Consider the following 21772-nt stretch of genomic DNA (forward strand, 5'->3'; position numbering starts at 1 on the left):
GCTTGTTCGGGTTACTTCCGGGCCACTACTACTGCCCCGAACCCTCTCCCGAGGGCGCTCCGGGGCGGTTGCGCATGCGCACGATGACGAGGACGACCGCGCCGATGGCCGCGATCGCGGCGATGACGCCGGCCAGGACCATGATCGGAGAGGTGCCGGCCTCGTCGGCGGCCGTGTCCTCAGCGGAGGCGGGGGACTCGTCGATGGACTCCTCCTCCGCCGCCTCGTCCTCGGCGGCTTCCTCCTCGTCCGCTTCCTCCTCCTCGTCCGGCGCGGCTTCCGCGACGGCCTCCTCGGTCACCGTGAAGGTGAGGGTGTCCTGGATGGGGTGGCCGTCCGAGGAGACGACGCGGTAGCCGATGCTGTACTCGCCCTCCTCGTCCAACGGGGCCAGGCCGACGGAAACGTCGGGTCCGTCGAAGTCCAGGCCGCCGTCCTCGTAGGTGGTCTCTCCGTCGGGACCGGTCACGACGATGGCGTTGCCCTCACCGGTCTCCAGCGGGTTGTTGTTGAAGGTCAGGACGACCTCTTCGGGAAGGGCGTCGAGAGTGGCGCCGTCCTCGGGGTCGGAATCGATGAGGACGTCGTGGGCGAGCGCGGGCGAGGGTGCCAGCAGCAGGCCGGCCGCGGCGAAGGGGACGATCAGGGCTGCGGTGCGGGATTTTCTCATGGTCTTCTCTCAGGCCGATCACGTACGGTTCGCACCCGGAAGGCACGGGTTCTGGCCGTGCTTGCCGGGTGTCTTCGACAGAGCCCGCCTCGATCAGGTCAGAGGCGGAGCGCGGACGAACCGGGAGGCCCGCGGGGACCGTGCGCCGACGGCACGGGGGGAGTGGGCGCCGTGGGCCGGGGCGCGGTGAGCGCCCGACCGGGGACGCCGAACGTGAGGTCGGGTACGCGCAGCAGGTGTGGCATCGCCCGGGAGACGGCTGTGGCCAGGGACCAGAGGGCGTTCTCGCCGTAGGCCAGCAGAGCGGCGGCGAGTAGGGCCGCCCACAAGTGTGCGAACAGCATCCCCGGCGCGAAACCGAGGGTGTGCGCGAGTAGTCCGTGCCCGGTGTGGTCGGCTCCGGGGTCGAGGGCCACGTGAGCGGGCCCCGCCGTCCCTTGGAGGATCAGGTGCAGGGCGACCTGTGCGAGGGCCATGACGGCGAAGATCTCGCCGAAGCTCCGCATGATCCGCGTGAACCGCCACAGGAGGCCGAAGAGGAACGCCGTGGCCAGGAGGAACCCTCCGGCCCCGGCGGGGGCTTCGGCCCAGAGGTTGTGTCCCACCCAGGCAAGCCCCGTGGCCGCAGCGGCGAGGATCGCCGTGCGGTTGAGGCGGAGTATGCCGTGAGCGGGTCGCACGTTAGTGAACCTAGGCCGTGCCTTTCGGTGCCGCAAGACCCCTCAACGTGAGGTTGTGCTCCCCCGCTCTCGGGACCTGGGGCCGGAATCGGCGCAATCGTGGGTGGGCGGAAACCTGGAGTGGAGGTTTGGGGGCAGCGGTCTGGGGCGGAGGTCTGGGACAGAAGAGAGCCGCCGGACGCGGTCCTTCGCGCGCCCGGCGGCTCGTTCGGCACCTCGACCTTTCGGCGCCTAGGCGGTCGGTACCTAGGGCATGTTCGGCGGACACATACCCTGCTGCGCGTCGCCCCAGCGGCACTGTCACTGCGCATCTCTCAGTCGACAGCCGAACCCGGGCGGGCCCCCGCTGTGCGATGCTGCCGAGCTTGCGAGGCAGTGCACAGTAGGGGAACTCCTTCTTCGGCCTTGTGCCAGCACCACTGGATGCGCCGCTCGCGACGGGCAGCATCCACCGAACACGCCCTAGACCGCCGGTGCCAGCTCGCGGCGCATGTATCGGCGCTGTTCGGGGGTGGTTCCGCCCCAGACTCCATGAGCTTCACCGGCGCGGAGCGCCCACCGCAGGCATTCTGGGCGAACAGTACAGCTGCGGCAGACGGCGAGGGCCTGCTCGGTGTCGGTGCGGCCGATCCCGGTGCTGCTCACCGGGAAGAAGATCTCGGGGTCGTACGAGCGGCAGTTCCCCTGCTCGACCCAGTCCTCGCTGTCGTGGTACAGGCGGTTCACAGGTGCCTCCGATCCCTTGTCGGTGTTTCCCGCCGTGGCTCCACGGTGGGTTCAGCGAAGTGCGTGGCCGCGCTGCCGTCCCGGGGCGTCGGACCCGCGTGGGCTGCGGCGAGGCGATGCGACCAATTGTAGTACTACATGAGGTCGTACTACACAGAGTCTGGTAGAAACTCGGCGATTCATCAAGGACGTTCGGCGGTGATGGGGCCCGTGTGTCCCCACTCGGCCGTCAGGCGACGTGGGCGGGCAGGGGGCGGCAGCTGGCGTACCGCTCCGTGGCCGAGCGATTTTCCTGCGTACAGGTGGCTGCGAGGGGCGCCCGGCATGCCGTGTGACGTGCGCTGCAGTCCCGGGTGGACGTTATGTCGCGAGCTTTCCACCGAATTGGTGTGACTTAACGCACGCTTAATATTGCCCGTTCAGGCTCTATGTTTGACCCTGACGGCTGTTGGAGGCCGGTGCGCGGGCCCGCCCTCACCCTGGGCGACGCGGGTCCGCGGGGAGGGGTGCTAGAGGGCCGAACCTCCTGATGGGCGGGGTGTGAGCAGGCCGATTGGCCGCTACCGCGCGTCACTTGGGTAGGCTGATCGAGGCGGAATCAAGCTGCTAAATAGACGAGCCCTACCCGATCTGAAACCACTTAAACATCTGCGCGGAATCTCCTTGAAAAGTCATTGACCTTCGTTCGCTAAGTTCGATCGACGTGCCACATCTACGAACGAACCTCCAAGCACGCGACCGAACTGAAGGCGGGGCAATGGGCTCCAAGACCGCAGAGGCCGCGGGCCGTGAGGGCGTGCGCCTGACGCACCCCTCCCCGGAGGACGGGCCACACATGTGGCGGTTGGCCGGCGGGACGGGGATGGATGTCAACTCCCCGTACGCCTACACGCTCTGGTGCCGGGACTTCGCCGCGACCAGCGTCGTGGCGCGGGACACCGACGGCCGGGTGGCGGCCTACGTCACCGGTTACGTCCGTCCCGACAGCCCGGACACGTACTTCCTCTGGCAGGTGGCCGTCGACTCCGCGTACCGGGGTCAGCGTCTCGCCCGCCGGATGCTCGACTTCATCGGCGACAGCATCGCCGAGCAGGGTCTCCAGTACCTCGAAGCGACCGTCACTCCCGACAACGAGGCCTCACGGGCCCTCTTCGCGTCTTTCGCGCGGGGCAGGGACACCGAGGCCGTCTGGAGCCCGCTCTTCGGCGTGGAGCACTTCCCGAAGGAGGGCGATGAGCCTCACGAACCCGAAGACCTCGTCCGCATCGGGCCCTTCGGCTCGAACGCGACCGACACCGACGACTGACCATCCGCACCGGATCGAAACGCGATCCTGACCCACCCCTCGTCTAAGCCATGAGCCCACGAAGTTGGGGAAAGGAACCAAGGAACATCACGATGGAGACCTTCCAGCGCCTCGAGTCCGAAGTCCGCGGATACTGCCGGAACTGGCCGGTCGTCTTCGACAAGGCTGTCGGAAGCCACGTCTACGACGAGTCGGGCAAGCCCTACCTGGACTTCTTCGCCGGAGCCGGATCGCTCAACTACGGTCACAACAACCCCGCGCTGAAGACGCCGCTCATCGAGTACCTGACGAACGACGGGATCGTTCACAGCCTCGACGCCTATAGCGCCACCAAACGCGAGTTCCTGAAAACCTTCGAGGAGATCATCCTCAAACCGAGGAACTTGGACTACAAGATCCAGTTCCCCGGCCCGGCCGGCAACAACGCGGTCGAGGCCGCGCTCAAGCTCGCCCGTAAGGTGACCGGCCGCCAGACCATCATCAACTTCACCAACGGTTTCCACGGGATGACCCTGGGCGCCCTGGCCGTCACGGGTAACTCCATGAAGCGCGGCGGCGCCGGTGTGCCGCTCGACCACGTGGCGACCATGCCGTTCGACAACTACCTCGACGGCCAGACCCCGGACTTCCTGTGGCTGCGCACCCTCCTGGAGGACAGCGGCAGCGGTCTGGACGCCCCGGCCGCCGTCATCGTCGAGGCCGTACAGGGCGAGGGCGGCATCAACGCCGCCAGCGCCGAGTGGCTCCGCGGGCTCTCCGAACTCTGCAAGGAGTACGGGATCCTGCTGATCCTGGACGACATCCAGATGGGCTGCGGCCGCACCGGCAAGTTCTTCAGCTTCGAAGAGGCCGGGATCACGCCGGACATCGTCACCCTGTCCAAGTCCATCAGCGGCTACGGCCTGCCGATGGCGCTCACGCTGTTCAAGCGCGAGCTGGACGTGTGGGAGCCGGGCGAGCACAACGGCACCTTCCGCGGCTTCAACCCCGCCATGGTCACCGGTAGCGAGGCGCTGCGCCGCTTCTGGAGCGACGACGCCTTCTCCGAGGCCACCAAGGCCAAGGGCGAACTGGTCGAGGCCCGTCTCGCCGAGATGGCCGCGGAGCACGCCGACTTCGGGGCGCACGTGCGCGGCCGCGGTCTGGCCCGCGGCCTGGCCTTCGACGCCGAGGGCGACATCGCCAATAAGCTCGCCGCGGAGTGCTTCGACCGAGGCCTGCTCCTCGAGACCTCCGGTCCGGAGGACGAGGTCGCCAAGCTCCTGCCGCCGCTCACCGCGACGGACGAGGAGCTGACCGCTGGCCTGGACATCATGGCCGACAGCGCCCGCGCCGCCGTCAAGGTCGCGCAGCCCGCCTAAGCGGCAGCACGCCGAGCCGGTAGATTCCGGTTGGCAAGCCTCACCTTTTCGGTACCGGGGTCGGCCGGTGTCCCTACCCGGGGCGCTGACCGGCCCCGTACCGTGTATGACCAGCGCACTCAGCGCGCACCAGAGCGTTAAGGAGACAGAAGTGATCGTTCGCAGCCTGGACGAGATCAGCGACACCGAGGACGACATCCAGCAGGAGAACTGGCGCAGTCGTCGGATCGTGCTGGCTCGGGAGAAGGTCGGCTTCTCCTTCCACGAGACCGTCCTGTACGCGGGCACGGAGTCGACGTTCTGGTACGCCAACCACATCGAACTCGTGCACTGCATCGAGGGCGAGGCCGAGCTGACCAACGAGGAGACCGGGGAGAAGCACATCATCACCCCGGGCACCCTGTACCTGCTCAACGGCCACGAGAAGCACACGGTCCGTCCCAAGACGGACTTCCGCGTGCTCTGCGTCTTCAACCCGCCCGTCACCGGGCGCGAGGTCCACGACGAGAACGGCGTCTACCCGCTGGTCGTCGAGGAGGACGCGAACGCCTAGGGCGTGGAGCGTTGCGCACTCCTACGTGGGCGGGGTCCGGGTTTCGGGCCCCGCCCACGCGTATGTCGACGGTGGGACCCCTGGGTGACGGGAATAGAGACCCAAAGTCACCCCGCACAGGTGACCAGCTCGGAGGGGGTTCACTGCCCGGTCACCCGATGAGTCACAGCTCATAACCAGTGCATAACGGACTAAACATGTGTAGTTACGGCACGGCGGGCCCGGGGAGAGACACCCCGTACCAGAGCCGCCGTCCCGTGCACCCGGGGGCGGCCACGGACGCGGTACCGCACCGCGGATCTGCCCGCACGAGGCGATTCCACCATCCGAATACGCGGCGCCCTCGCTCAGTCCTTCGGGCGACGGCACCGCTCTTGCGAGTTTTCGAGGAGCAGTCGTGAAGAAGCAGGTACCAGCGCGCCGACGAGGAACCTGGGCACGCCGAGACGCCTTCCGTCTGGCAGGGGCCGGTGCGGCAGCAGCTGGTCTCGCGGCTTGCAGCCGGGTCGACGAGTCCGGTAACGGCGAGAACGGCGGCAACACCCTCGAGCGCCTGCGTGAGCAGGGGTTCGTGTCGGTCGCCCTCGCCAACGAGGTCCCCTTCGGCTTCATCGACGACGCCGGTGAGCCGGCCGGGCAGTCCCCGGCCGTCGCGGCAGCCGTCTTCGAGGAACTGGGCATCCCCGAGATCCAGGCGGCCTCCACGTCGTGGGACGGTCTGATCCCGGGGCTGCAGGCCAACCAGTACGACGTCATCGCCGCCGGTGTCTTCATCACACCGGACCGCTGTGGCGAGGTGGCCTTCACCGAGCCCACCGCGATCACGCCCGAGGCGTTCCTCGTGGAGGAGGGCAACCCGCACGGCATCGAGCACTTCGAGTCGTTCGTCGACAACCCGGACCTCACGGTCGCGGTCCTCAACGCTTCGGTCGAGCAGGACTACGCCGAGTACTTCGGGGTCCCCGACGGCCAGATGGAGCTCATCCCGGACCAGACCACCGCTTTCGAGCTGCTGGAGGCGGGCCGTGTCGACGCGGTCTCCATGCTGGCGGTGTCCCACACCTACCTTCTGATCGAGCGCGACCTGGAGGGCGAGTACACCGTCACCGAGCCGTTCTTCCCCGTCGTGGACGGTTTCGAAGAGCGCGGTTGGGGCGGGCTCTGCGTCCGTCAGGAGGACGAGGAACTGCTCGAGGAGATGAACCGCGTCATCGCCGAGTTCACGGAGAGCGGCCGCCTGCTGGAACTGGGTGAAGAGTGGGGCTTCACCGAGGACGACCTCCCCGACGGCACACCGACCGAAGAACTCTGCGAGGGCTGATCCCTCGTGGAATGGCTTGAATTCCTCTACAACCAGAGGGAGCGCTACCTCGACGGGGCCCTGATCACCATCCAGCTCACCCTGCTGGGCAGTGCGCTGGCGTTCGTCCTGGCCATGTTCTTCGGGATCATGGGCACCATGCGGCACTGGCTGCCGCGGGCGGTCGCCACGGTCTATGTGGAGGTCTTCCGGGGGATCGCGGCCCTGGTTCTGATGTTCTGGATGGCCTTCGCCCTCCCGGTGGCGACCGGCTTCCAGTTGGACGGGTGGTTCGCCGCCGTCCTGGCACTGGGCATCAACGTGGGCGCCTACGGTGCCGAGGTGGTGCGCTCCTCGATCAACGCGGTGCCCAAGGCGCAGATCGAGGCGACCATCGCCCTGAACCTGTCGTGGGTCCAGCGCATGCGACTGGTCGTCGTCCCCCAGGCCTGGGCACAGATGCTGCCCACGTTCGGCAACCTCATCATCGAGCTCATGAAGGCCACGGCCGTGGTCTACCTGATCGGAGTCGTCGACCTGACCGCCGCGGCGCGGCAGATGCGCGACGCGTCCGGTGAGACGGTGTTCGCCTTCCTGGGCGCCTTCATCTTCTACTACCTGATCGCGCAGGTGCTGATCTTCGGCATGCGACTGCTTGAACGGCGTGCCAACCGCAAGCTGGGCAGGGTTCCGCCCGGCGGTGGCGGAGTCCTGGCACTCCTGCGGCCCCCGTCGGTGGGCACGAAGGTGGGGGTGGCCAAGTGAACGAGTCCAACGGCGCTTGGGAGTTCATCAACAGCATCTGGGACTTCGAGTTCACCGGCGAGGTCATGCCCGACCTGCTCTCCGGACTGTGGGTCACGGTCCAGGTCACCGTCCTCGGTTACCTGATCGCCCTGTCCCTGGGGCTCGGCATCGCGATCATCCGCAGGATCCCCGTCGTCGGGTCGCTCGTGCACTTCGTGATGGAGTTCATCCGGACGACACCGCTCCTGATCCAGCTGGTGTTCGTGTTCCTGCTGGCCCCGGCCAACGTCTCCGGTTTCACTGTCGGTGTCCTGGTCCTTGGTGTGCACTACGCGGCCTACACGGCAGAGGTGTACCGCTCGGGCATCGAGGGCGTCGCCAAGGGGCAGTGGGAGGCCGCACGCGCGCTGAGCCTGCCGACCAGCAGGACGTGGGGCGCCATCGTGCTCCCGCAGGCGATTCGGAAGGTCATTCCGGCGCTGGGCAACTACCTCATCGCGATGTTCAAGGACACGCCCCTGCTGATCGCCATCGGCGTGGCTGAGCTGCTGACTGAGGCACAGCGGGTCGGTAGTGCTAGCTTCCGTATCGTGGAAGCCTTTACCATGGTCGGATTCCTGTTCCTTTTGGTGAGTATTCCGTCCGCCATTCTGATCCGACGATTGGAGCGACGCTATGCCGCCGTCTGATACCCCCGAGAACACGACACAACCGGGCTCGGAGGGCCAGGCCGGAGCCGAGGCGGGCCAGCCGCTGATCGTGTTCGACAAGGTGGTCAAGCGGTTCGGGGACCTCACCGTGCTCGACCACCTCGACTTCAACGTCGAGTCCGGTGAGCGCGTCACCCTCATTGGCCCGAGCGGTTCCGGAAAGACCACGATCCTCCGGCTGCTGATGACGCTGGAGAAGATCACCGAAGGGCACATCTGGATCGGTGGCGAGCCGTTCAGCCACATGCCCAAAGGCTCGGGGCTGACTCCGGCCAGTGAGAGCTACCTGCGGCAGCGCCGCAAGAGCATCGGCATGGTGTTCCAGCAGTTCAACCTGTTCCCGAACATGTCGGTGCGGAAGAACATCATGGAGGCGCCGGTCAACGTCCTGGGCCTGAGCAAGGACGAGGCCAGCGCCCGGGCGGAGGAGCTGCTGGACCTGGTGGGTCTGGGTGACAAGATCGACGCCCACCCGACCCAGCTGTCCGGCGGTCAGCAGCAGCGGGTGGCGATCGCCCGTGCGCTGGCGATGCGGCCGGAGATCCTGCTCCTGGACGAGGTCACGTCGGCCCTCGACCCCGAGCTGGTCGCCGGCGTTCTCGACGTGCTGCGCGAGGTGGCCGAGACCACCGACATCACGATGCTCTGCGTGACCCACGAGATGGGCTTCGCCCGGGACGTGTCCCACCGCGTCCTGATGTTCGACCAGGGCCAGATCGCCGAAGCCGGGCACCCTGACCAGATCTTCGGTGACCCCCAGGAGGACCGGACCAAGTCCTTCCTCAAGTCGGTCCTGGAGAACGGCCAGTAGGGCCTGCCCGCGCGGGCCCCGAGGGCGCCGGTCGGATCACCGCGGTGATCCGACCGGCGCCCTCCCCTTTGTGCGGGCTTGTGCGGGGCGTCGCGGCGAAGAGACTTGCCTTGCAACATACCGTAGTCATTAGGTCGCTTTTAGTTTCCCCTGGGGCAGAATGTGTGTTCTGAGGCAGGGGGGACTCTTGTGACCATGGTGCGAAGATGGGGGCTCGCCACGGCGGTCGCCTTCGCCGCGGTCCTGATCGTGGGGGCGCTACTCGCCCATCCCGTTCTGCGGGCGGACGTCTTCGGTGATTCGGCGATCCTGCTGCTGGTCTCCTGGCTTCCCATGCTGATCGGCGGTGTGATGGCCTGGGGGATCGTCCAGGCGTTCGGCCGCCGCCAGGAGCTCGACCGCCGGATCGTCGCCGCCATGGACGGCCATCCAGTCAACCGGGAACTCGGCTGGATGGCCCTCCTGCTGGTCTGTTTCGGCGGGTCGATGGTGGTGCTGTCCACGATCTTCGACTTCTTCGGCGCCGAGACCGGGACCACCGCCGACCTTGCGATGTCAGTGTCGCTCGTCTCCCGGCTGCTGTTCCTCTTCGCCATCCCGCTGCTGGTCATGGACCGCTCCGGACTCACCGTCGACGGCAAGGGCACGGCCATGCCGTCCATCGCGCTGAAGGTGTCCGAACCCTGGCGCTGGACCGGCCTGATCCCCGTGGGAGCCGCACTCGGGCTGATCGCCTACCTGCTCGTGCCGCACATCGGGCTTCCCGAAGCCTCTCTGACCCTGTACGGCATGGTGCTCGCCTTCACCGTGATCGCCCTGTGCGAGGAGATCTTCTTTCGGGGCATGATGCAGACGCGGCTGGAGCTGCTCATGGGCCGCTGGGGCGGAATCGCCGCCACTTCGGTGGTGTTCGGGCTGACCTATGCGATCATCCAGCCCTACGACGCCGTCTCGCAGCTGCCCGGCCACGACCTCGTACACGACACGGGCCTGGCGCTGCTCACGTACACGACCGCGAGCCTTCTCTACGGCTACTTGTGGGCGTGCTTCCGGAACACGTGGCTCAACGTCTCCATGCGCGTGGTGATGTTCGTCCTCATCCTGCCGCCCGACCTGCAGCTCGGCATCGCCCAGTAGTGACCCCCGGTGGCGCGGAGCGCGCATTGGCGCGTTCAAGAGCGAAAACTTGCCGACCGTCTGCCGAGGTTCACGGACAGGTGGGTAGACCTGCTCTATAGCGGTCGCATTCCGGTCATTTCCACCTCATCGGCTTGTCACCTTGTGGTCATGAACAAGGGGGAGTCTGCCAGCTGTGAGCACGGATTCAGCACCAACACCAGAGGTACGCGCGGCCCCGGAACCGCGCGTCGAGGAACCACCCGTCCTTGAACCGCCCGCCGAGGAACTGCCCGCGGACAGGTTCATGGACCGGGAGGAGGGATGGCTCCGGTTCAACCAGCGGGTCCTCGAACTCGCTGAGGACGAGGAGATACCGCTGCTCGAGCGGACCCGGTTCCTCGCGATCTTCTCCAACAACCTGGACGAGTTCTTCATGGTCCGGGTCGCCGGACTCAAACGCCGCTTGGCTACAGGTCTGTCCGTTCCCTCGGCCAGCGGACACCACCCGCGCGACCTCCTCGAACGTGTCTCCCTGTTCACGCACGAGCTGATGCTCCGCCAGTCGGCCTGCTTCGAGCAGAGCGTCGCCCCGGCCCTCGCGGCGGAGGGTATCCGCATCGTCCGGTGGAACGAACTGGACACCGAGGAACGCGAGTACCTTCACGGCCAGTTCCGCCGTTCCATCTACCCGCTGGTGACACCGTTCGCGGTCGACTCGGCCCACCCGTTCCCGTACATCTCCGGGCGGTCGCTCAACCTGGCCGTCACGGTGCGGGACCCGCGCGACGAGCGCCGCATGTTCGCCAGGGTCAAGGTGCCCAGCGCGCTTCCCCGGTTCTTCGAACCGAGCGCTCAGGGAAGCGGCCGCTTCGTCCCGGTCGAGGACATCATCGCCGCGCACCTGCCGCAGCTCTTCGAGGGCGTACAGGTGGTCGAGCACCACGCCTTCCGGGTCACCCGCAACGCCGACCTCGAGGTCGACGAGGACGAGACCGACGACCTGGTCCAGTCCCTGGAGAACGAGCTCCTGCGCCGGCGTTTCGGACCCCTCGTGCGCCTGGAGGTCGAGCAGACCATCAGCGAAGAGGTGCTGTCGATCCTCCGGGAGGAGCTCGGCGCCGAGGAAGAGGAGATCTACCGGGTGCCCGGGCCGCTCAACCTGGCCGGGCTCGCCCAGATCGCCGAGACCGACCGCCCCGACCTGAGTTATCCGCCCATGGTCCCGGTCGAGCCGAGGGCGCTCACCTCCGGCGACCTGTTCGAGGCGATCCGAGAACGCGACGTCCTGGTCCACCACCCCTACGAGTCCTTCGCCACCACCACCGAACGGTTCCTGACCCTGGCCGCCACGGACCCCAAGGTGGTGGCGATCAAACAGACCCTCTACCGCACCAGCGGGGACTCGCCCATCGTCGAATCGCTCATCGAGGCGGCCCGCGAGGGAAAGGAGGTCGTGGTCCTGGTCGAGGTGAAGGCCCGCTTCGACGAGCAGAACAACATCCAGTGGGCCCGCAAACTCGAACGTGCGGGCTGCCACGTGGTCTACGGGGTGGTCGGCCTCAAGACCCACTGCAAGCTCTCCATGGTCATCCGCCAGGACGACGACGGGCTGCTGCGCCGCTACTGCCACGTGGGCACCGGCAATTACAACCCGACCACCGCGCGCGTGTACGAGGACCTCGGGCTCTTCAGCGCCGCGGCGGACGTGGGGGAGGACGTCAGCGACCTCTTCAACAGCCTCACCGGTTTCTCCCGCAAGAAGCACTACCGCAGGCTCTTGGTCGCCCCCGCAGCCCTGCGGCAGGAGCTGATGCAGCAGATCGGCACCGAGATCGAGAACAGCCTCAGGGGGGAGCCCGCGCACATCCGCATCAAGGTGAACTCCCTGGTCGACGAAGAGATCATCGATGCCCTGTACCGGGCTTCGCAGGCCGGGGTCAGCGTCGACCTGTGGGTGCGCGGCAGCTGCGTCCTGCGCGCGGGAGTCCCGGGACTGTCCGACAACATCCGGGTGCGCAGCATCCTCGGCCGGTTCCTGGAACACTCGCGGCTGTTCGTCTTCGCCGACGGCTGGCGGCCCAAGGTGTGGATCGGCAGCGCCGACCTGATGCCCCGCAACCTCGACCGGCGAGTGGAGGCGCTGGTCCGCGTCTCGGACCCCGAGCAGTGCCGTCGCCTGGTGGGCATCATGGACTTGGCGATGTCCGACAACACCTCCTCCTGGCGGCTCGAGCCCGCCGGCACCTGGACGCGGGTCACCCGCGACGGGGAGGGGCAACCGCTGGTCGACCTCCAGGACGCCCTGCGCGGCGACCGGCACCTGAGGGTGGTGGACGCGTGACTGCCCACGAGCCCGGAGCCGGAGCTGGTGGCTCCGGTATCCGAGTGACCAGCGCCTTCCCGCCGCGGGACACCGCGGTGGGCGGATACTTGGAGCCGATCCGGGCGGGAGGGGCCGTGCTGTGGCGCGGTTCCCCCGAGGAGCGGGAGGTCGTCCTCATCCGGCGCCCCGACCGGGGCGACTGGACACTGCCCAAGGGCAAGCTCAAGAACGGCGAGCACCCCATCATCGGCGCGGTACGCGAGGTGGAGGAGGAAACCGGCCTGACCCCCGTGCTGGGACGCCGCCTCCCCCCGCAGCGCTACCTCAAGGAGGGCTGGCCCAAGCAGGTCGAGTGGTGGGCGGCCACCCCGTCGCGGCCGGGCGGGGACATCGACTACGAGCCCAATGAGGAAGTGGAGACCGTGGAGTGGGTCGCCGTCGAGGAGGCCCGTCAACGGCTCACCTACGATCACGACGTCCAGGTCCTGGACAACTTCCGCGCCGGTCCCGCTGAGACTTTCCCGATCGTCCTGTTGCGGCACCTGTCCGCGGGGGAGAAGCGGGCGTGGACCGGCAGCGACCTGCTGCGCCCGCTCGACGAGACCGGCCGGGCCGACGCGCTGGCCCTGCCGCGGGTGCTGGCGGCCTACGGGGAGCCCGGGGCGATCTCCTCGGCCGCCGCGCGCTGTACGGAGTCCCTGCTTCCGTACACGGTCGAGTGCGGCGTGGAGATGCGCACCGAACGCGCCATCACTGTGGGGCGCCAGGGCCGGGGGTACGACGTGGCGGAGGCCCAAGAGGCCTTCGTGGAGATCCTGAAGGAGGGGCGGCCCACCGTGGTGTGCACGCATGGGGAATTGGTGCCGCACCTGATGACCGAGGCGCTGGTCCGGTTGGGTGCCCCGCTGTCGCAGCAGCGCGGCCTGCGCAAGGGTTCGTTCTGGGTAGTGCACGTGTCAGCGGACGGTGCGCTGGCGGGGGTGGAGCGGCACGGGGTCCGGGAGTAAACCGGGAGATCGGTGGATCGGACGGCGCTCCGGCGCCACCCTTCGCCCAGGTGCAGCCCCTCCCGGGCACGCACGGCCTGCCGAGCGCTGTCATGATGCGGTCGTGACTCCTCCCACCGCTGAAGCGGCGGGCTGCTCCTGCATTCTCCACTCAGGGGACAGGAAGGACCAGCCCGGCCCTGATACCAACGTTGACCGCTCCCACCCGGTCGGCGTGCTCTGTGTAGCCGCACTGGACGCAACGGAACTTCTCTTGTGTCGGGCGGTTGTCCGCACTGGTGTGCCCGCACGATTCGCGTGGGCAGCAGCGCGACGTGTTGCGGGGGTCGACCGGGACCAACTCACGACCGGCGCTCTCAGCCTTGTGCGCGAGGATTCCCAGGAACACCCCCCAACCCGCATCCTGAATACTCTTGTTCAGCCCGGCCTTAGCGGCGGCGTTGTTCGGAAGGGACGCGCCTTGCTGTTCGGGGTCGGGCTTGGGCGCGGGCTTCGTGGCCATACCCGTGATGTTCAGGCGTTCGTGTGCGATCGCGTCGAACGAACGGATGAGGTCAAGCGCGACCTTGTGGTGGTGATCGACGCGTTGGCGCCGCACCTTCGCGTAAAGGCTGCTGACCCGGGCCTGTGCCGCACGGTGCTTACGCGTGCGGTTCTGCGCCTTGACCCGCTTAGGGAAGGCGGACAGGTCGCGCTGTGCGCCGGCCAGCTTCTGAGCCGAACGCGCGAGGAACCGGGGATTGTCAACGTGCTCACCCTCGCTTGTGGTGAGGAAGGAGGCCACACCCATGTCGATACCGGCCACACGCCCGGTCGGCTCCAAGGGTTGGGCCGGCACCTGGTCGCATGCCAAAACCACGAACCACCGGCCGCCCTCGCGCTTGACGCTGACCGTCTTCACACTCCCCTTGACCGGGCGGTGCTGGTGGACACGCACATGCCCCACCCCCTGGAACCGCACACGGGTCACCGCATCTTGGGGTGTGGAGTCCCACCGGCAGCCGTCCCCGTCCTTGGGAAAGACCACCGTGTCGAAGTGGCCCACTCCACGAAACCGGGGATATCCGGGCTTGTGACCAGCCTTGACCCGCCTGAAGAACGCCTGAAAGGCCTTGTCCAAGCGCCGCAACGTGGCTTGCTGGGAGGAGAACGACCAACGCCCCTGCCGCTCGGGGTCAAACGCGCGGATCTCTTTGAGCTGTGGCGACTGGTCACCGTACTTGATCTTCGTCTTCGAAGGGTGGGCGTAGGCGTCGCGGCGTTCCTGCAATGCTCCGTTGTACAAAGAGCAGTGGTCGCGCAGCATCTGCGTGAGAGATGCCTGTTGGCGCTTGGTAGGGCGAAGAAGGAACTTGTACGCGCGGATCACGTACTGTCTCCCTTCTTCCACGGGCGTTCCCACTGGGTGTCGATGTACCGCTGCACCCCTTCAGCGCTTACGGCTCCCACGGATGCGGCGAAGTACGACGACGACCACAGGGTGGGGAGCTTCGACCTCACGTGGGGGAACTCCTCACGCAGAACGCGCGATGTGTACCCCTTGAACTGGTTGGCGACGTATGACGCCGATGCCTTGGGGTCGTGCTTGACGAACAGGTGCACGTGGTCGGGCATCACCTCTACTGTGATGATCTGCCAACCGCGCTCATCCGCCTTGGACCTGATCAGTTCCTCTAGGCGCTGTGCCACGCGTGGACCGAGTACCGGGCGGCGGTACTTCGAACACCACACGACGTGGAGTCCGAGGTCGTACACGCCACCGGAGAACCGGCGAACCTTTCGAGTCACAGACACGAGAGCAGTATACACGCGCCACAGGTCTACTTGCTGTGTCCTGTGGTGGACGCCGGACCGCCTAGCGGCGGTTCGGCTGCCCTTGTCCCGCTACGCGGGAAACCTGATTCCCCCACCGGCTAAAGCCGGTGGTCCCCTCAGGAGGATTTGATGGCCAAACACATGGTGGCGCGGAGCATCGTTGTCGACGCTCCGGCCAAGACGATCTTCGACCTGGTCGCCTCACCGTCCCAACACGCCCTGTTCGACGGTTCGGGAACCGTCCAGGAGGCGGTGTTCGGCCCGGAGCGGCTGGCGGAGGGTGCCGAGTTCGGCATGGACATGAAGATGCTCGGGGTTCCCTACCGGATCACCAACCGGGTGGTGGAGTTCGAGGAGAACCGGCTCATCGCGTGGAAGCACAGCGGCACGCACCGCTGGCGGTACGAGTTCGCCGAGCTGGCGGGCGGGAGGACCGTCGTCACCGAGACCTTCGACTACTCGCGGGGGCTGGCGGCCTTCTACGTCCTGACCGGGGTTCCGGCCAGGAACGCCCGCGGGATCGAGCAGACGCTGGAGCGCCTCAAGCACACCGTGGAATCCAAGGTGGCCTGACGCGGCAGCCGAATGCTTGGGCCCCGGTCGCGTGTGACCGGGGCCCAAGGGAATGCTCGACGAAGCGTCGAGGACGGCTAGTAGTAGCCGTAACCCTTGTCCTTGTCCTTGTCCTTGTAGTCGTAGCCCTTGTCGTGCTTGTCGCCCTTGTCCCAGTAGCCGTAGCCGTGGCCCTGCTCGACCACGGTGCGCTGGAGGTCGTAGTAGCCGTAGCCCTTGTCGCCAGCGGAGGCGGGGGAGGCGGCCATGCCGATGGCGGCACCGGACACGAGGGTCATGAAGGTGAGGGCAGCAACGCGTTTCATGCCAAATCCTTGCTGTGAGTAGTGAACTACTAACTGACAGTGGTGACCTTAAGCGTGGCGGCCACATTTGGCCAGTTCATCTGGGTCATTGCCGTGAGGGTTTTCGGATCACCCGATGGGCACGGTGACCCCCGAAATGCCCTAAAGTTCGGCAAGGGCCCGCGTTCTCCGCGCCTCCCGGCCACCGAGGTGCCGGTTGTACGGGCTCAGTGACGGGAACCGGTTGACGCAGGAATTCGGGAGACCAGTGGTGGGAACGAGCTTGGGCGATGTGTGGCAGGACGTGCTGACCACACAGTCCGCCCCGGATCAGTGGATCATCGTCACGACGGCGGTGGTCGGCTTGGCGGCGGTCCTGCTGGGGCCTCCGTGGCGGGTGGCGCGCAACGTCGTCACGATCGCCCATGAAGGCGGACACGCCATCGTCGCGCTGCTCAGCGGGCGCCAACTGACCGGGATCCGGTTGCACTCGGACACGTCCGGGGTCACGGTCTCCCGGGGCAAGCCGACGGGTATCGGCATGATCCTCACGGTCTTCGCGGGTTACGTCGCTCCGACCGTGATCGGGCTGCTCGGCATCCTCATGCTGATGTCGGACCGCATTACCGCGCTGCTCTGGCTGAGCATCGTCGTGCTGGCCGCCATGCTGCTGATGATCCGCAACTTCTACGGGGCGCTGTCTGTCGTGCTCACCGGCGCCCTGGTCTTCGGTGTCAGCTGGTTCACGCCGGAGGACGTCCAGGCGGCTTTCGCCTACCTGTTCATCTGGTTCCTGCTCTTCGCCGGGGTGCGGCCGGTCATCGAGCTCCAGTCCCAGCGGATGCGCAACCCTTCGCCGCACTCCGACGCCGACCAGCTGGCGCGGCTCACCGGACTGCCGGGCACCTTCTGGGTGATGGTGTTCCTGCTGGTGAACGTGGCCGTGACCGGTCTGGGCGTGTGGATGCTGCTCTTCTGATCCGGCCTGTGCGACCGGCCCCCGTGTGGACCCGCCCGGGACGGCCGGTCAGCTGGCCGCCTGCGGGGCGGCCAGCGCCTGGGTGACCGACGGGAACACCGGGACGCGGGTGTCCAGCGAGGTCACGCGCAGGGTCTGCATGACCCTCGGCAGCGGTGCGGCGATCACCAGCAGCGCCTGCTGCTCCTTGGCGGCCTTGTGCGCGCGGATGAGTACGCGCAAACCGCTGGAGTCGATGAACCTCAGGTTGGCGCAGTCCAGTACGACACGGCCGAAGGGCTGAGTGGTCAGAGCTGCTGTGACCGCTTCCTGGAAGCGGCCTTCCGTGGCCATGTCGATCTCCCCGTCCAGGGTCAGGACCTGTCCGGACTCGTGGAGGGCGGTGGAGATGATCAGGTCGGGCATGGCGACTCCGGCGTACTCGGGCCTTGCCCGATGGGTCGGCGAGGCAGGCCGCACGCCGCCCCACCGGGGACGCGTGGTGACCGGTGCGTTGGTTGCGTTACCGCGTGAGCCAAGCTGATGGTTCATCAAATTCCTTGCGTGATGCCCCGGGCTGGAAGCCGGGGGAGGAAACGCCTTTCTCGCCTGGTTTACTCGGAAAAGCACGGCAGTCTGGGAACGCACGGCCGGTGGCCGAAAGTTCCTGGTGCTGTGCGTGTCATCAGTGATGACGGCAGCTCGAGGGCACGGATGTCGGTGTGCGGCAGTCCCGTGCTCGCCGGGCCCGCCGGTGATCGATGGCCGTTTCCGGCCCTCTGCTCGTGCGAACTCGCCGGTGTTGGCGGGCATTCCCGGCCGATGCCGATGGGGCGGCCGGGCAGACCCCTCCGGGCCCGCCTCCCTAGCGCCTGTCGCGGCACTGGGATCTGTGTCACCGGGGTCGTCCGGCACCGGACTTTACCACAGGGCCGTGGCCGATTCGTGACGTGAGCGACGCAAGGTCGTGCTCGTGTGTTTTGCCTTGCTCGGGGCGGATGGTGTAGAGGGCGGGCTGCCAGAAGGGGTTCGATACCGGTGCGGAACCGGTCGAACCGCCCTGAACCGGGCCGCGCGGAGCCTTACGGGTGTGCGCGCGGCCCTTGTCGGGGTCTTGGGGTGGGCCATTGCACTGGCCGGTTGAGGACAGCGAAGGGTCGGCTGGCGCCAGCGAAGCGAAGCCGCGCACATCGGGTCAGGGCGTGAGACCCCACTCCTTGAGGGTCTCCTCCGTGTCGGGCTGGGGACGACCCCGGGTGACCCCGCCGGGGGTGCGGTCGAACCGCGGCGCCGGCCCGGGAACGGTCCGGTCGCCCTCGCGGACGAGTGCGCCTCGGGCCCGCACGTGCGGGTGCTGGGCGGCCTCCTGTAGGGACAGGATCGGTGTCACACACGCGTCGGTGCCCTCGAACACCGCGCCCCACTCGTCCCGGGTGCGGGTGCGCAGCACCTCGGCGAATCGCTCGCGCAGCCGCGGCCACCCCTCCGGGTCCCACTGCTCGGGCAAGTCCTCTCCGGCCAGTCCTGTGCGCTCCAGGAACTCGGCGTAGAACTGGGGCTCGATACAGCCGACGGACAGGTGGCGGCCATCGGCGCACTCGTAGACGTCGTACCAGGGAGCTCCGGTGTCGAGGTAGTTGGTGCCGCGCTCGTCGCTCCACGAACCCCGTGCGCGGTCCTCGTGCACCATCGACATCAGGAGCGCGCTGCCGTCCACCATGGCGGCGTCGACGACCTGGCCGCGCCCGGAGCCCTGGCGCTCCAAGAGGGCGGCGAGGATGCCGGTGACGGTGAACATCGTGCCGCCGGCGAAGTCGCCGAGGAGGTTGATCGGGGGGACGGGCGGTCCGCTGGCGCGGCCGATGGCGTGCAGGGCGCCGTTCACGGACAGGTAGTTCATGTCGTGCCCGGCGGTGTGCGCCAGCGGCCCTTCCTGTCCCCAGCCGGTGACCCGGGCGTACACCAGGGCTGGGTTGAGCTCCAGGCAGTCGTCGGGGCCGAGGCCGCGGCGCTCCATGACCCCGGGGCGGAAGCCCTCCAGGAGGACATCGGCCCTCGCGACGAGTTCGCGGGCGCGGGAGAGGCCCTCTTCCGACTTGAGGTCGACACCCAGGACGGTGCGACCCTCGCTCATGTGCGGTCCGCTGGAGCCCGCGTTCACGGCGTCGGCGGCTTGGGGCCGGTCGAGGCGGATCACGCTGGCGCCCAGGTCGGCGAGGAGCATGCCCGCCATCGGAGCCGGGCCGATACCGGTGAACTCGACGACGCGGATTCCGTTGAGCGGTCCCATGGGTGCCTCCGGAGGCTCAGGCTGACTAGAACGACGTTCGGTTCATTGTGCAGGCTACGCCCCGTCGGCGCCAGGGGGAACGGTGGGGGCGGGCGGGAGGAAGAATTCGCCCACTTGGTGTGCGGTTACCCGGAATGGTTTTCGGTCGATGACAAAAAGCCGCATGCGAGTGGTGTTAATGTGATCACCGGCTGCCGGGAAAGCACTGGAGCCTCCCGCGCGCCCGCGCGCCACAGCCGAGATGAACAGGCAGGAAGTCGCCCCGGTGGAAAATGGCCGAATTGGCGCACATTCCTGTCATTCCCACACAGAATCCGTCCTTCCACGAAGAAGGGTGCAACCGTCATGCCCGGAAAACCCGGAAAGAGCCGGCGGCGCCGCCGTTCCCAGCGCCGCCGCGGTCGTTCCGCCCTGTCCGTTCCGCTCCTCGCGGTCGCCGCCGCGGGAGTCGTCGCCCTGGCCGGGGGCGGTACCGCGCTGGCGATGGGGAAGAGCGTCACCCTGGACGCCAACGGCGAGGAGACTGACGTCCGTACCTTCGGCGGAACCGTCCAGGACGCCCTCGACTCCGCCGGAGTCGAGCTCGAAGAGCACGACGTGGTCGCCCCGTCCGTGGACACCTCCGTCAGCGGGGGTGACCACGTCATCGTCCGATCACCCCGCGAGCTCACCGTCGACCTCGACGGCCACGAGCACGCCCACCAGGTGAACGCCGCCACCGTCAGCGAGGCCCTCGACCAGATCGGCCTCGACCAGGAGGGGGTCGAACTCTCCCAGCCCCACGACACCCTCATCCCCGCGCACGGTCTCAACGTCAGCGCCGAACGCGCGCCGCGCGTGGTCGTCATGCACGACACGGTGCGTACGGAGACCCGCACCACCGGCGAGACCGTCTCCGAGGTACTGGACGCGGCCGGGGTCGGGACCGGGGAACACGACATCGTCTCCCCGGAGCCCGGCGAGCCGGTCGAACCCGACACGGTGATCAGTGTGGTGCCCGCTTTGGGAGAGCCCGAGACTGAGGAGGTCGTCATCGAGGCGGCGACCGTCGAGGAGGAGAACCCCGACCTCCCCGAGGGCGAGCGCGAGGTCGTCACCGAGCCCGAGGACGGCGTCAAGGAGGTGACCACGCTCCCCGTCCTGCGCCACGGGGAGGAGACCGAGCACGAGATCTCCGAGGAGGTCGTCACCGAACCGGTGGAAGGTCTGGTGGAGGTCGGCACCAAGGAATCCGAGGAGGAGTCCGACAGTCCGTCCGAGGACGGCGGAGAGGCGGGGAACCTCAACTGGGCGGGGCTCGCCGAGTGCGAGTCCAGCGGCGACGCCACCGCCGTCAACTCCGCGGGCGGCTACTACGGCCTCTACCAGTTCAGCACCACGACGTGGGAATCCGTCGGCGGCAGCGGTCTACCCTCCGAGGCCAGCCCCGGTGAACAGACCGAGCGCGCCCAGCAGCTCTACAACACCGTCGGCGGGGACTGGCAGAGCCAGTGGCCGACCTGTGGGGTGCACCTCTTCGACTGAGGACCGGTCCCCGCCGGTCCCGTGAGCGGGCGCGGGCGAGTGGGCGGGCGCGGACGAGCAGGTGGGTCGCGGCTGGCAAGATGTGTGGGTGACACAGACACCCGCACCTGACCCCGATCCCGCCGACCGGTCCCGCCTGCTCACCCCCGCCGACGTGCGGGTCCTCGCGGAGCGGTTCGGTATCCGGCCCACCAAGACCCTGGGCCAGAACTTCGTCATCGACCACGGCACGGTCCGCCGCATCGTCCGTGTCGCCGGTGTCGGTGCGGACGACGTGGTGGTCGAGGTGGGGCCCGGGCTCGGTTCGCTCACCCTCGCGCTGCTCCCGCACGTACGCCAGGTCACCGCGATCGAGATCGACCCGGCGCTGGCCGGGGCACTGCCCGGGACCGTCGCCGACCACGCGCCCGACCTCGTCGACCGGCTCGCCGTGGTGCCCGGGGACGCCATGCGTATCACCGAGGTCCCCGGACCCGCGCCCACCGCGCTCGTGGCCAACCTGCCCTACAACGTGTCCGTGCCGGTCCTGCTGCACCTGCTCGAACTGCTGCCCACTCTGGAGCGGGTCCTCGTCATGGTGCAGTCCGAAGTCGCCGACCGGATCACCGCCACGCCCGGCGGCCGGATCTACGGCGTGCCCTCGGCCAAGGTCGCCTGGTACGCGGAGGCGCGCCGCGCCGGGGCGGTCGGCCGCAATGTCTTCTGGCCCGCGCCCAAGGTCGACTCCGGCCTCGTCGAACTGGTCCGCCGACCACTGCCGAGCACCAAGGCTCCCCGCAAGGAGGTCTTCAAGGTGATCGACGCGGCCTTCGCCCAGCGCCGCAAGACGCTGCGTGCCGCCCTGTCCGGCTGGGCGGGATCGGCGCCCGCCGCCGAGGCGGCGCTCCGCGCGGCGGGCGTGGAGCCGAGTGCCCGCGGCGAGTCCCTGGGCATCGGGGAGTTCGCCGCCATCGCCGAGCACCGCCCGGAGTAGATTCGTTCGGGGCGGGTCCGCCCGGGGTGGGAACGGGCCCGG

22 protein-coding genes are annotated in these 21772 nt (G+C 67.9%); 14 read left to right on the plus strand and 8 right to left on the minus strand.

What is annotated here, in order from left to right:
• Window positions 1-28 precede the first annotated feature (28 nt).
• The 3 genes from ACYVD1_RS17920 to ACYVD1_RS17930 form a co-directional block, all read right to left on the minus strand.
• Window positions 29-670 carry a copper resistance CopC family protein gene (locus ACYVD1_RS17920; protein ID WP_460773866.1) on the minus strand — a complete coding sequence of 214 codons (642 nt, stop codon included), beginning with the start codon at window positions 668-670 and terminating at the stop codon, window positions 29-31.
• Between the two features lie 98 nt (window positions 671-768).
• Window positions 769-1350, minus strand: coding sequence for a copper resistance protein (locus ACYVD1_RS17925; RefSeq protein WP_460773868.1), 582 nt, complete (start codon window positions 1348-1350; stop codon window positions 769-771).
• A 462-nt stretch (window positions 1351-1812) separates the two neighbouring features.
• Window positions 1813-2076 carry a WhiB family transcriptional regulator gene (locus ACYVD1_RS17930; RefSeq protein ID WP_460747734.1) on the minus strand — a complete coding sequence of 88 codons (264 nt, stop codon included), beginning with the start codon at window positions 2074-2076 and terminating at the stop codon, window positions 1813-1815.
• Window positions 2077-2833: 757 nt separating this feature from the next.
• On the opposite strand from ACYVD1_RS17930, the gene ectA reads away from it, so the two are divergent.
• From ectA to ACYVD1_RS17980, 10 genes are all read left to right on the plus strand, one after another.
• Window positions 2834-3382, plus strand: coding sequence for a diaminobutyrate acetyltransferase (gene ectA / locus ACYVD1_RS17935; protein ID WP_460773871.1), 549 nt, complete (start codon window positions 2834-2836; stop codon window positions 3380-3382).
• A 92-nt stretch (window positions 3383-3474) separates the two neighbouring features.
• A complete protein-coding gene (gene ectB / locus ACYVD1_RS17940) occupies window positions 3475-4743 on the plus strand; it encodes a diaminobutyrate--2-oxoglutarate transaminase (protein WP_460773874.1) in 1269 nt (422 codons plus the stop codon).
• Window positions 4744-4894: 151 nt separating this feature from the next.
• On the plus strand, window positions 4895-5296 hold the full coding sequence (locus ACYVD1_RS17945) for an ectoine synthase (RefSeq protein WP_460773878.1): 402 nt from the start codon (window positions 4895-4897) through the stop codon (window positions 5294-5296).
• A gap of 457 nt (window positions 5297-5753) precedes the next feature.
• Window positions 5754-6617, plus strand: a complete 864-nt coding sequence (gene ehuB, locus ACYVD1_RS17950; protein ID WP_460773934.1) for an ectoine/hydroxyectoine ABC transporter substrate-binding protein EhuB — start codon at window positions 5754-5756, stop codon at window positions 6615-6617.
• A 6-nt stretch (window positions 6618-6623) separates the two neighbouring features.
• Window positions 6624-7361 (plus strand): ectoine/hydroxyectoine ABC transporter permease subunit EhuC, encoded by a 738-nt coding sequence (gene ehuC, locus ACYVD1_RS17955; RefSeq protein WP_460773882.1) that lies wholly within the window; start codon window positions 6624-6626, stop codon window positions 7359-7361.
• A 65-nt stretch (window positions 7362-7426) separates the two neighbouring features.
• Window positions 7427-8032 carry an ectoine/hydroxyectoine ABC transporter permease subunit EhuD gene (gene ehuD / locus ACYVD1_RS17960; RefSeq protein WP_460773936.1) on the plus strand — a complete coding sequence of 202 codons (606 nt, stop codon included), beginning with the start codon at window positions 7427-7429 and terminating at the stop codon, window positions 8030-8032.
• Window positions 8019-8864, plus strand: a complete 846-nt coding sequence (gene ehuA / locus ACYVD1_RS17965; RefSeq protein ID WP_460773885.1) for an ectoine/hydroxyectoine ABC transporter ATP-binding protein EhuA — start codon at window positions 8019-8021, stop codon at window positions 8862-8864. Before ehuD ends, ehuA begins: the two co-directional genes overlap by 14 nt.
• A 195-nt stretch (window positions 8865-9059) precedes the next feature.
• Window positions 9060-10001: a lysostaphin resistance A-like protein gene (locus ACYVD1_RS17970; protein ID WP_460773888.1), complete on the plus strand. Its 942-nt coding sequence runs from the start codon at window positions 9060-9062 to the stop codon at window positions 9999-10001.
• Window positions 10002-10269: 268 nt separating this feature from the next.
• Window positions 10270-12324: an RNA degradosome polyphosphate kinase gene (locus ACYVD1_RS17975; RefSeq protein ID WP_460773941.1), complete on the plus strand. Its 2055-nt coding sequence runs from the start codon at window positions 10270-10272 to the stop codon at window positions 12322-12324.
• On the plus strand, window positions 12321-13313 hold the full coding sequence (locus ACYVD1_RS17980) for an NUDIX hydrolase (RefSeq protein ID WP_460773891.1): 993 nt from the start codon (window positions 12321-12323) through the stop codon (window positions 13311-13313). The genes ACYVD1_RS17975 and ACYVD1_RS17980 overlap by 4 nt, the downstream gene beginning before the upstream one ends.
• A gap of 151 nt (window positions 13314-13464) precedes the next feature.
• On the opposite strand, the gene ACYVD1_RS17985 is transcribed toward ACYVD1_RS17980, so the two are convergent.
• Window positions 13465-14682: an RNA-guided endonuclease InsQ/TnpB family protein gene (locus ACYVD1_RS17985; protein ID WP_460773894.1), complete on the minus strand. Its 1218-nt coding sequence runs from the start codon at window positions 14680-14682 to the stop codon at window positions 13465-13467.
• Window positions 14679-15101, minus strand: coding sequence for an IS200/IS605 family transposase (gene tnpA / locus ACYVD1_RS17990; RefSeq protein WP_460773944.1), 423 nt, complete (start codon window positions 15099-15101; stop codon window positions 14679-14681). The genes ACYVD1_RS17985 and tnpA overlap by 4 nt, the downstream gene beginning before the upstream one ends.
• 156 nt (window positions 15102-15257) lie before the next feature.
• On the opposite strand from tnpA, the gene ACYVD1_RS17995 reads away from it, so the two are divergent.
• Window positions 15258-15701, plus strand: coding sequence for an SRPBCC family protein (locus ACYVD1_RS17995; RefSeq protein ID WP_460773898.1), 444 nt, complete (start codon window positions 15258-15260; stop codon window positions 15699-15701).
• 77 nt (window positions 15702-15778) lie between these two features.
• Here ACYVD1_RS17995 and ACYVD1_RS18000 read toward each other — a convergent pair whose 3' ends face one another.
• Complete coding sequence (locus ACYVD1_RS18000) at window positions 15779-16006, minus strand: hypothetical protein (protein ID WP_460773900.1); 228 nt, start codon at window positions 16004-16006, stop codon at window positions 15779-15781.
• A gap of 262 nt (window positions 16007-16268) precedes the next feature.
• Between ACYVD1_RS18000 and ACYVD1_RS18005 the strand changes: the two genes are divergently transcribed.
• The gene (locus tag ACYVD1_RS18005; protein ID WP_460773946.1) at window positions 16269-16964 is read left to right on the plus strand and encodes a M50 family metallopeptidase; all 696 of its coding nucleotides are present in this window, start codon (window positions 16269-16271) and stop codon (window positions 16962-16964) included.
• A 48-nt stretch (window positions 16965-17012) separates the two neighbouring features.
• Here the strand turns inward: ACYVD1_RS18005 and ACYVD1_RS18010 are convergent, their stop codons facing one another.
• Together ACYVD1_RS18010 and ACYVD1_RS18015 are read right to left on the minus strand one after the other, a co-directional pair.
• Window positions 17013-17369: an STAS domain-containing protein gene (locus ACYVD1_RS18010; protein ID WP_460747747.1), complete on the minus strand. Its 357-nt coding sequence runs from the start codon at window positions 17367-17369 to the stop codon at window positions 17013-17015.
• Between the two features lie 769 nt (window positions 17370-18138).
• Complete coding sequence (locus ACYVD1_RS18015; RefSeq protein ID WP_460773902.1) at window positions 18139-19233, minus strand: CaiB/BaiF CoA transferase family protein; 1095 nt, start codon at window positions 19231-19233, stop codon at window positions 18139-18141.
• 345 nt (window positions 19234-19578) lie between these two features.
• Between ACYVD1_RS18015 and ACYVD1_RS18020 the strand changes: the two genes are divergently transcribed.
• Window positions 19579-20757 carry a ubiquitin-like domain-containing protein gene (locus ACYVD1_RS18020; protein WP_460773905.1) on the plus strand — a complete coding sequence of 393 codons (1179 nt, stop codon included), beginning with the start codon at window positions 19579-19581 and terminating at the stop codon, window positions 20755-20757.
• An 82-nt stretch (window positions 20758-20839) separates the two neighbouring features.
• The gene (gene rsmA / locus ACYVD1_RS18025; protein ID WP_460773909.1) at window positions 20840-21730 is read left to right on the plus strand and encodes a 16S rRNA (adenine(1518)-N(6)/adenine(1519)-N(6))-dimethyltransferase RsmA; all 891 of its coding nucleotides are present in this window, start codon (window positions 20840-20842) and stop codon (window positions 21728-21730) included.
• Window positions 21731-21772 lie beyond the last annotated feature (42 nt).

The organism is Nocardiopsis nanhaiensis, from assembly GCF_054778635.1.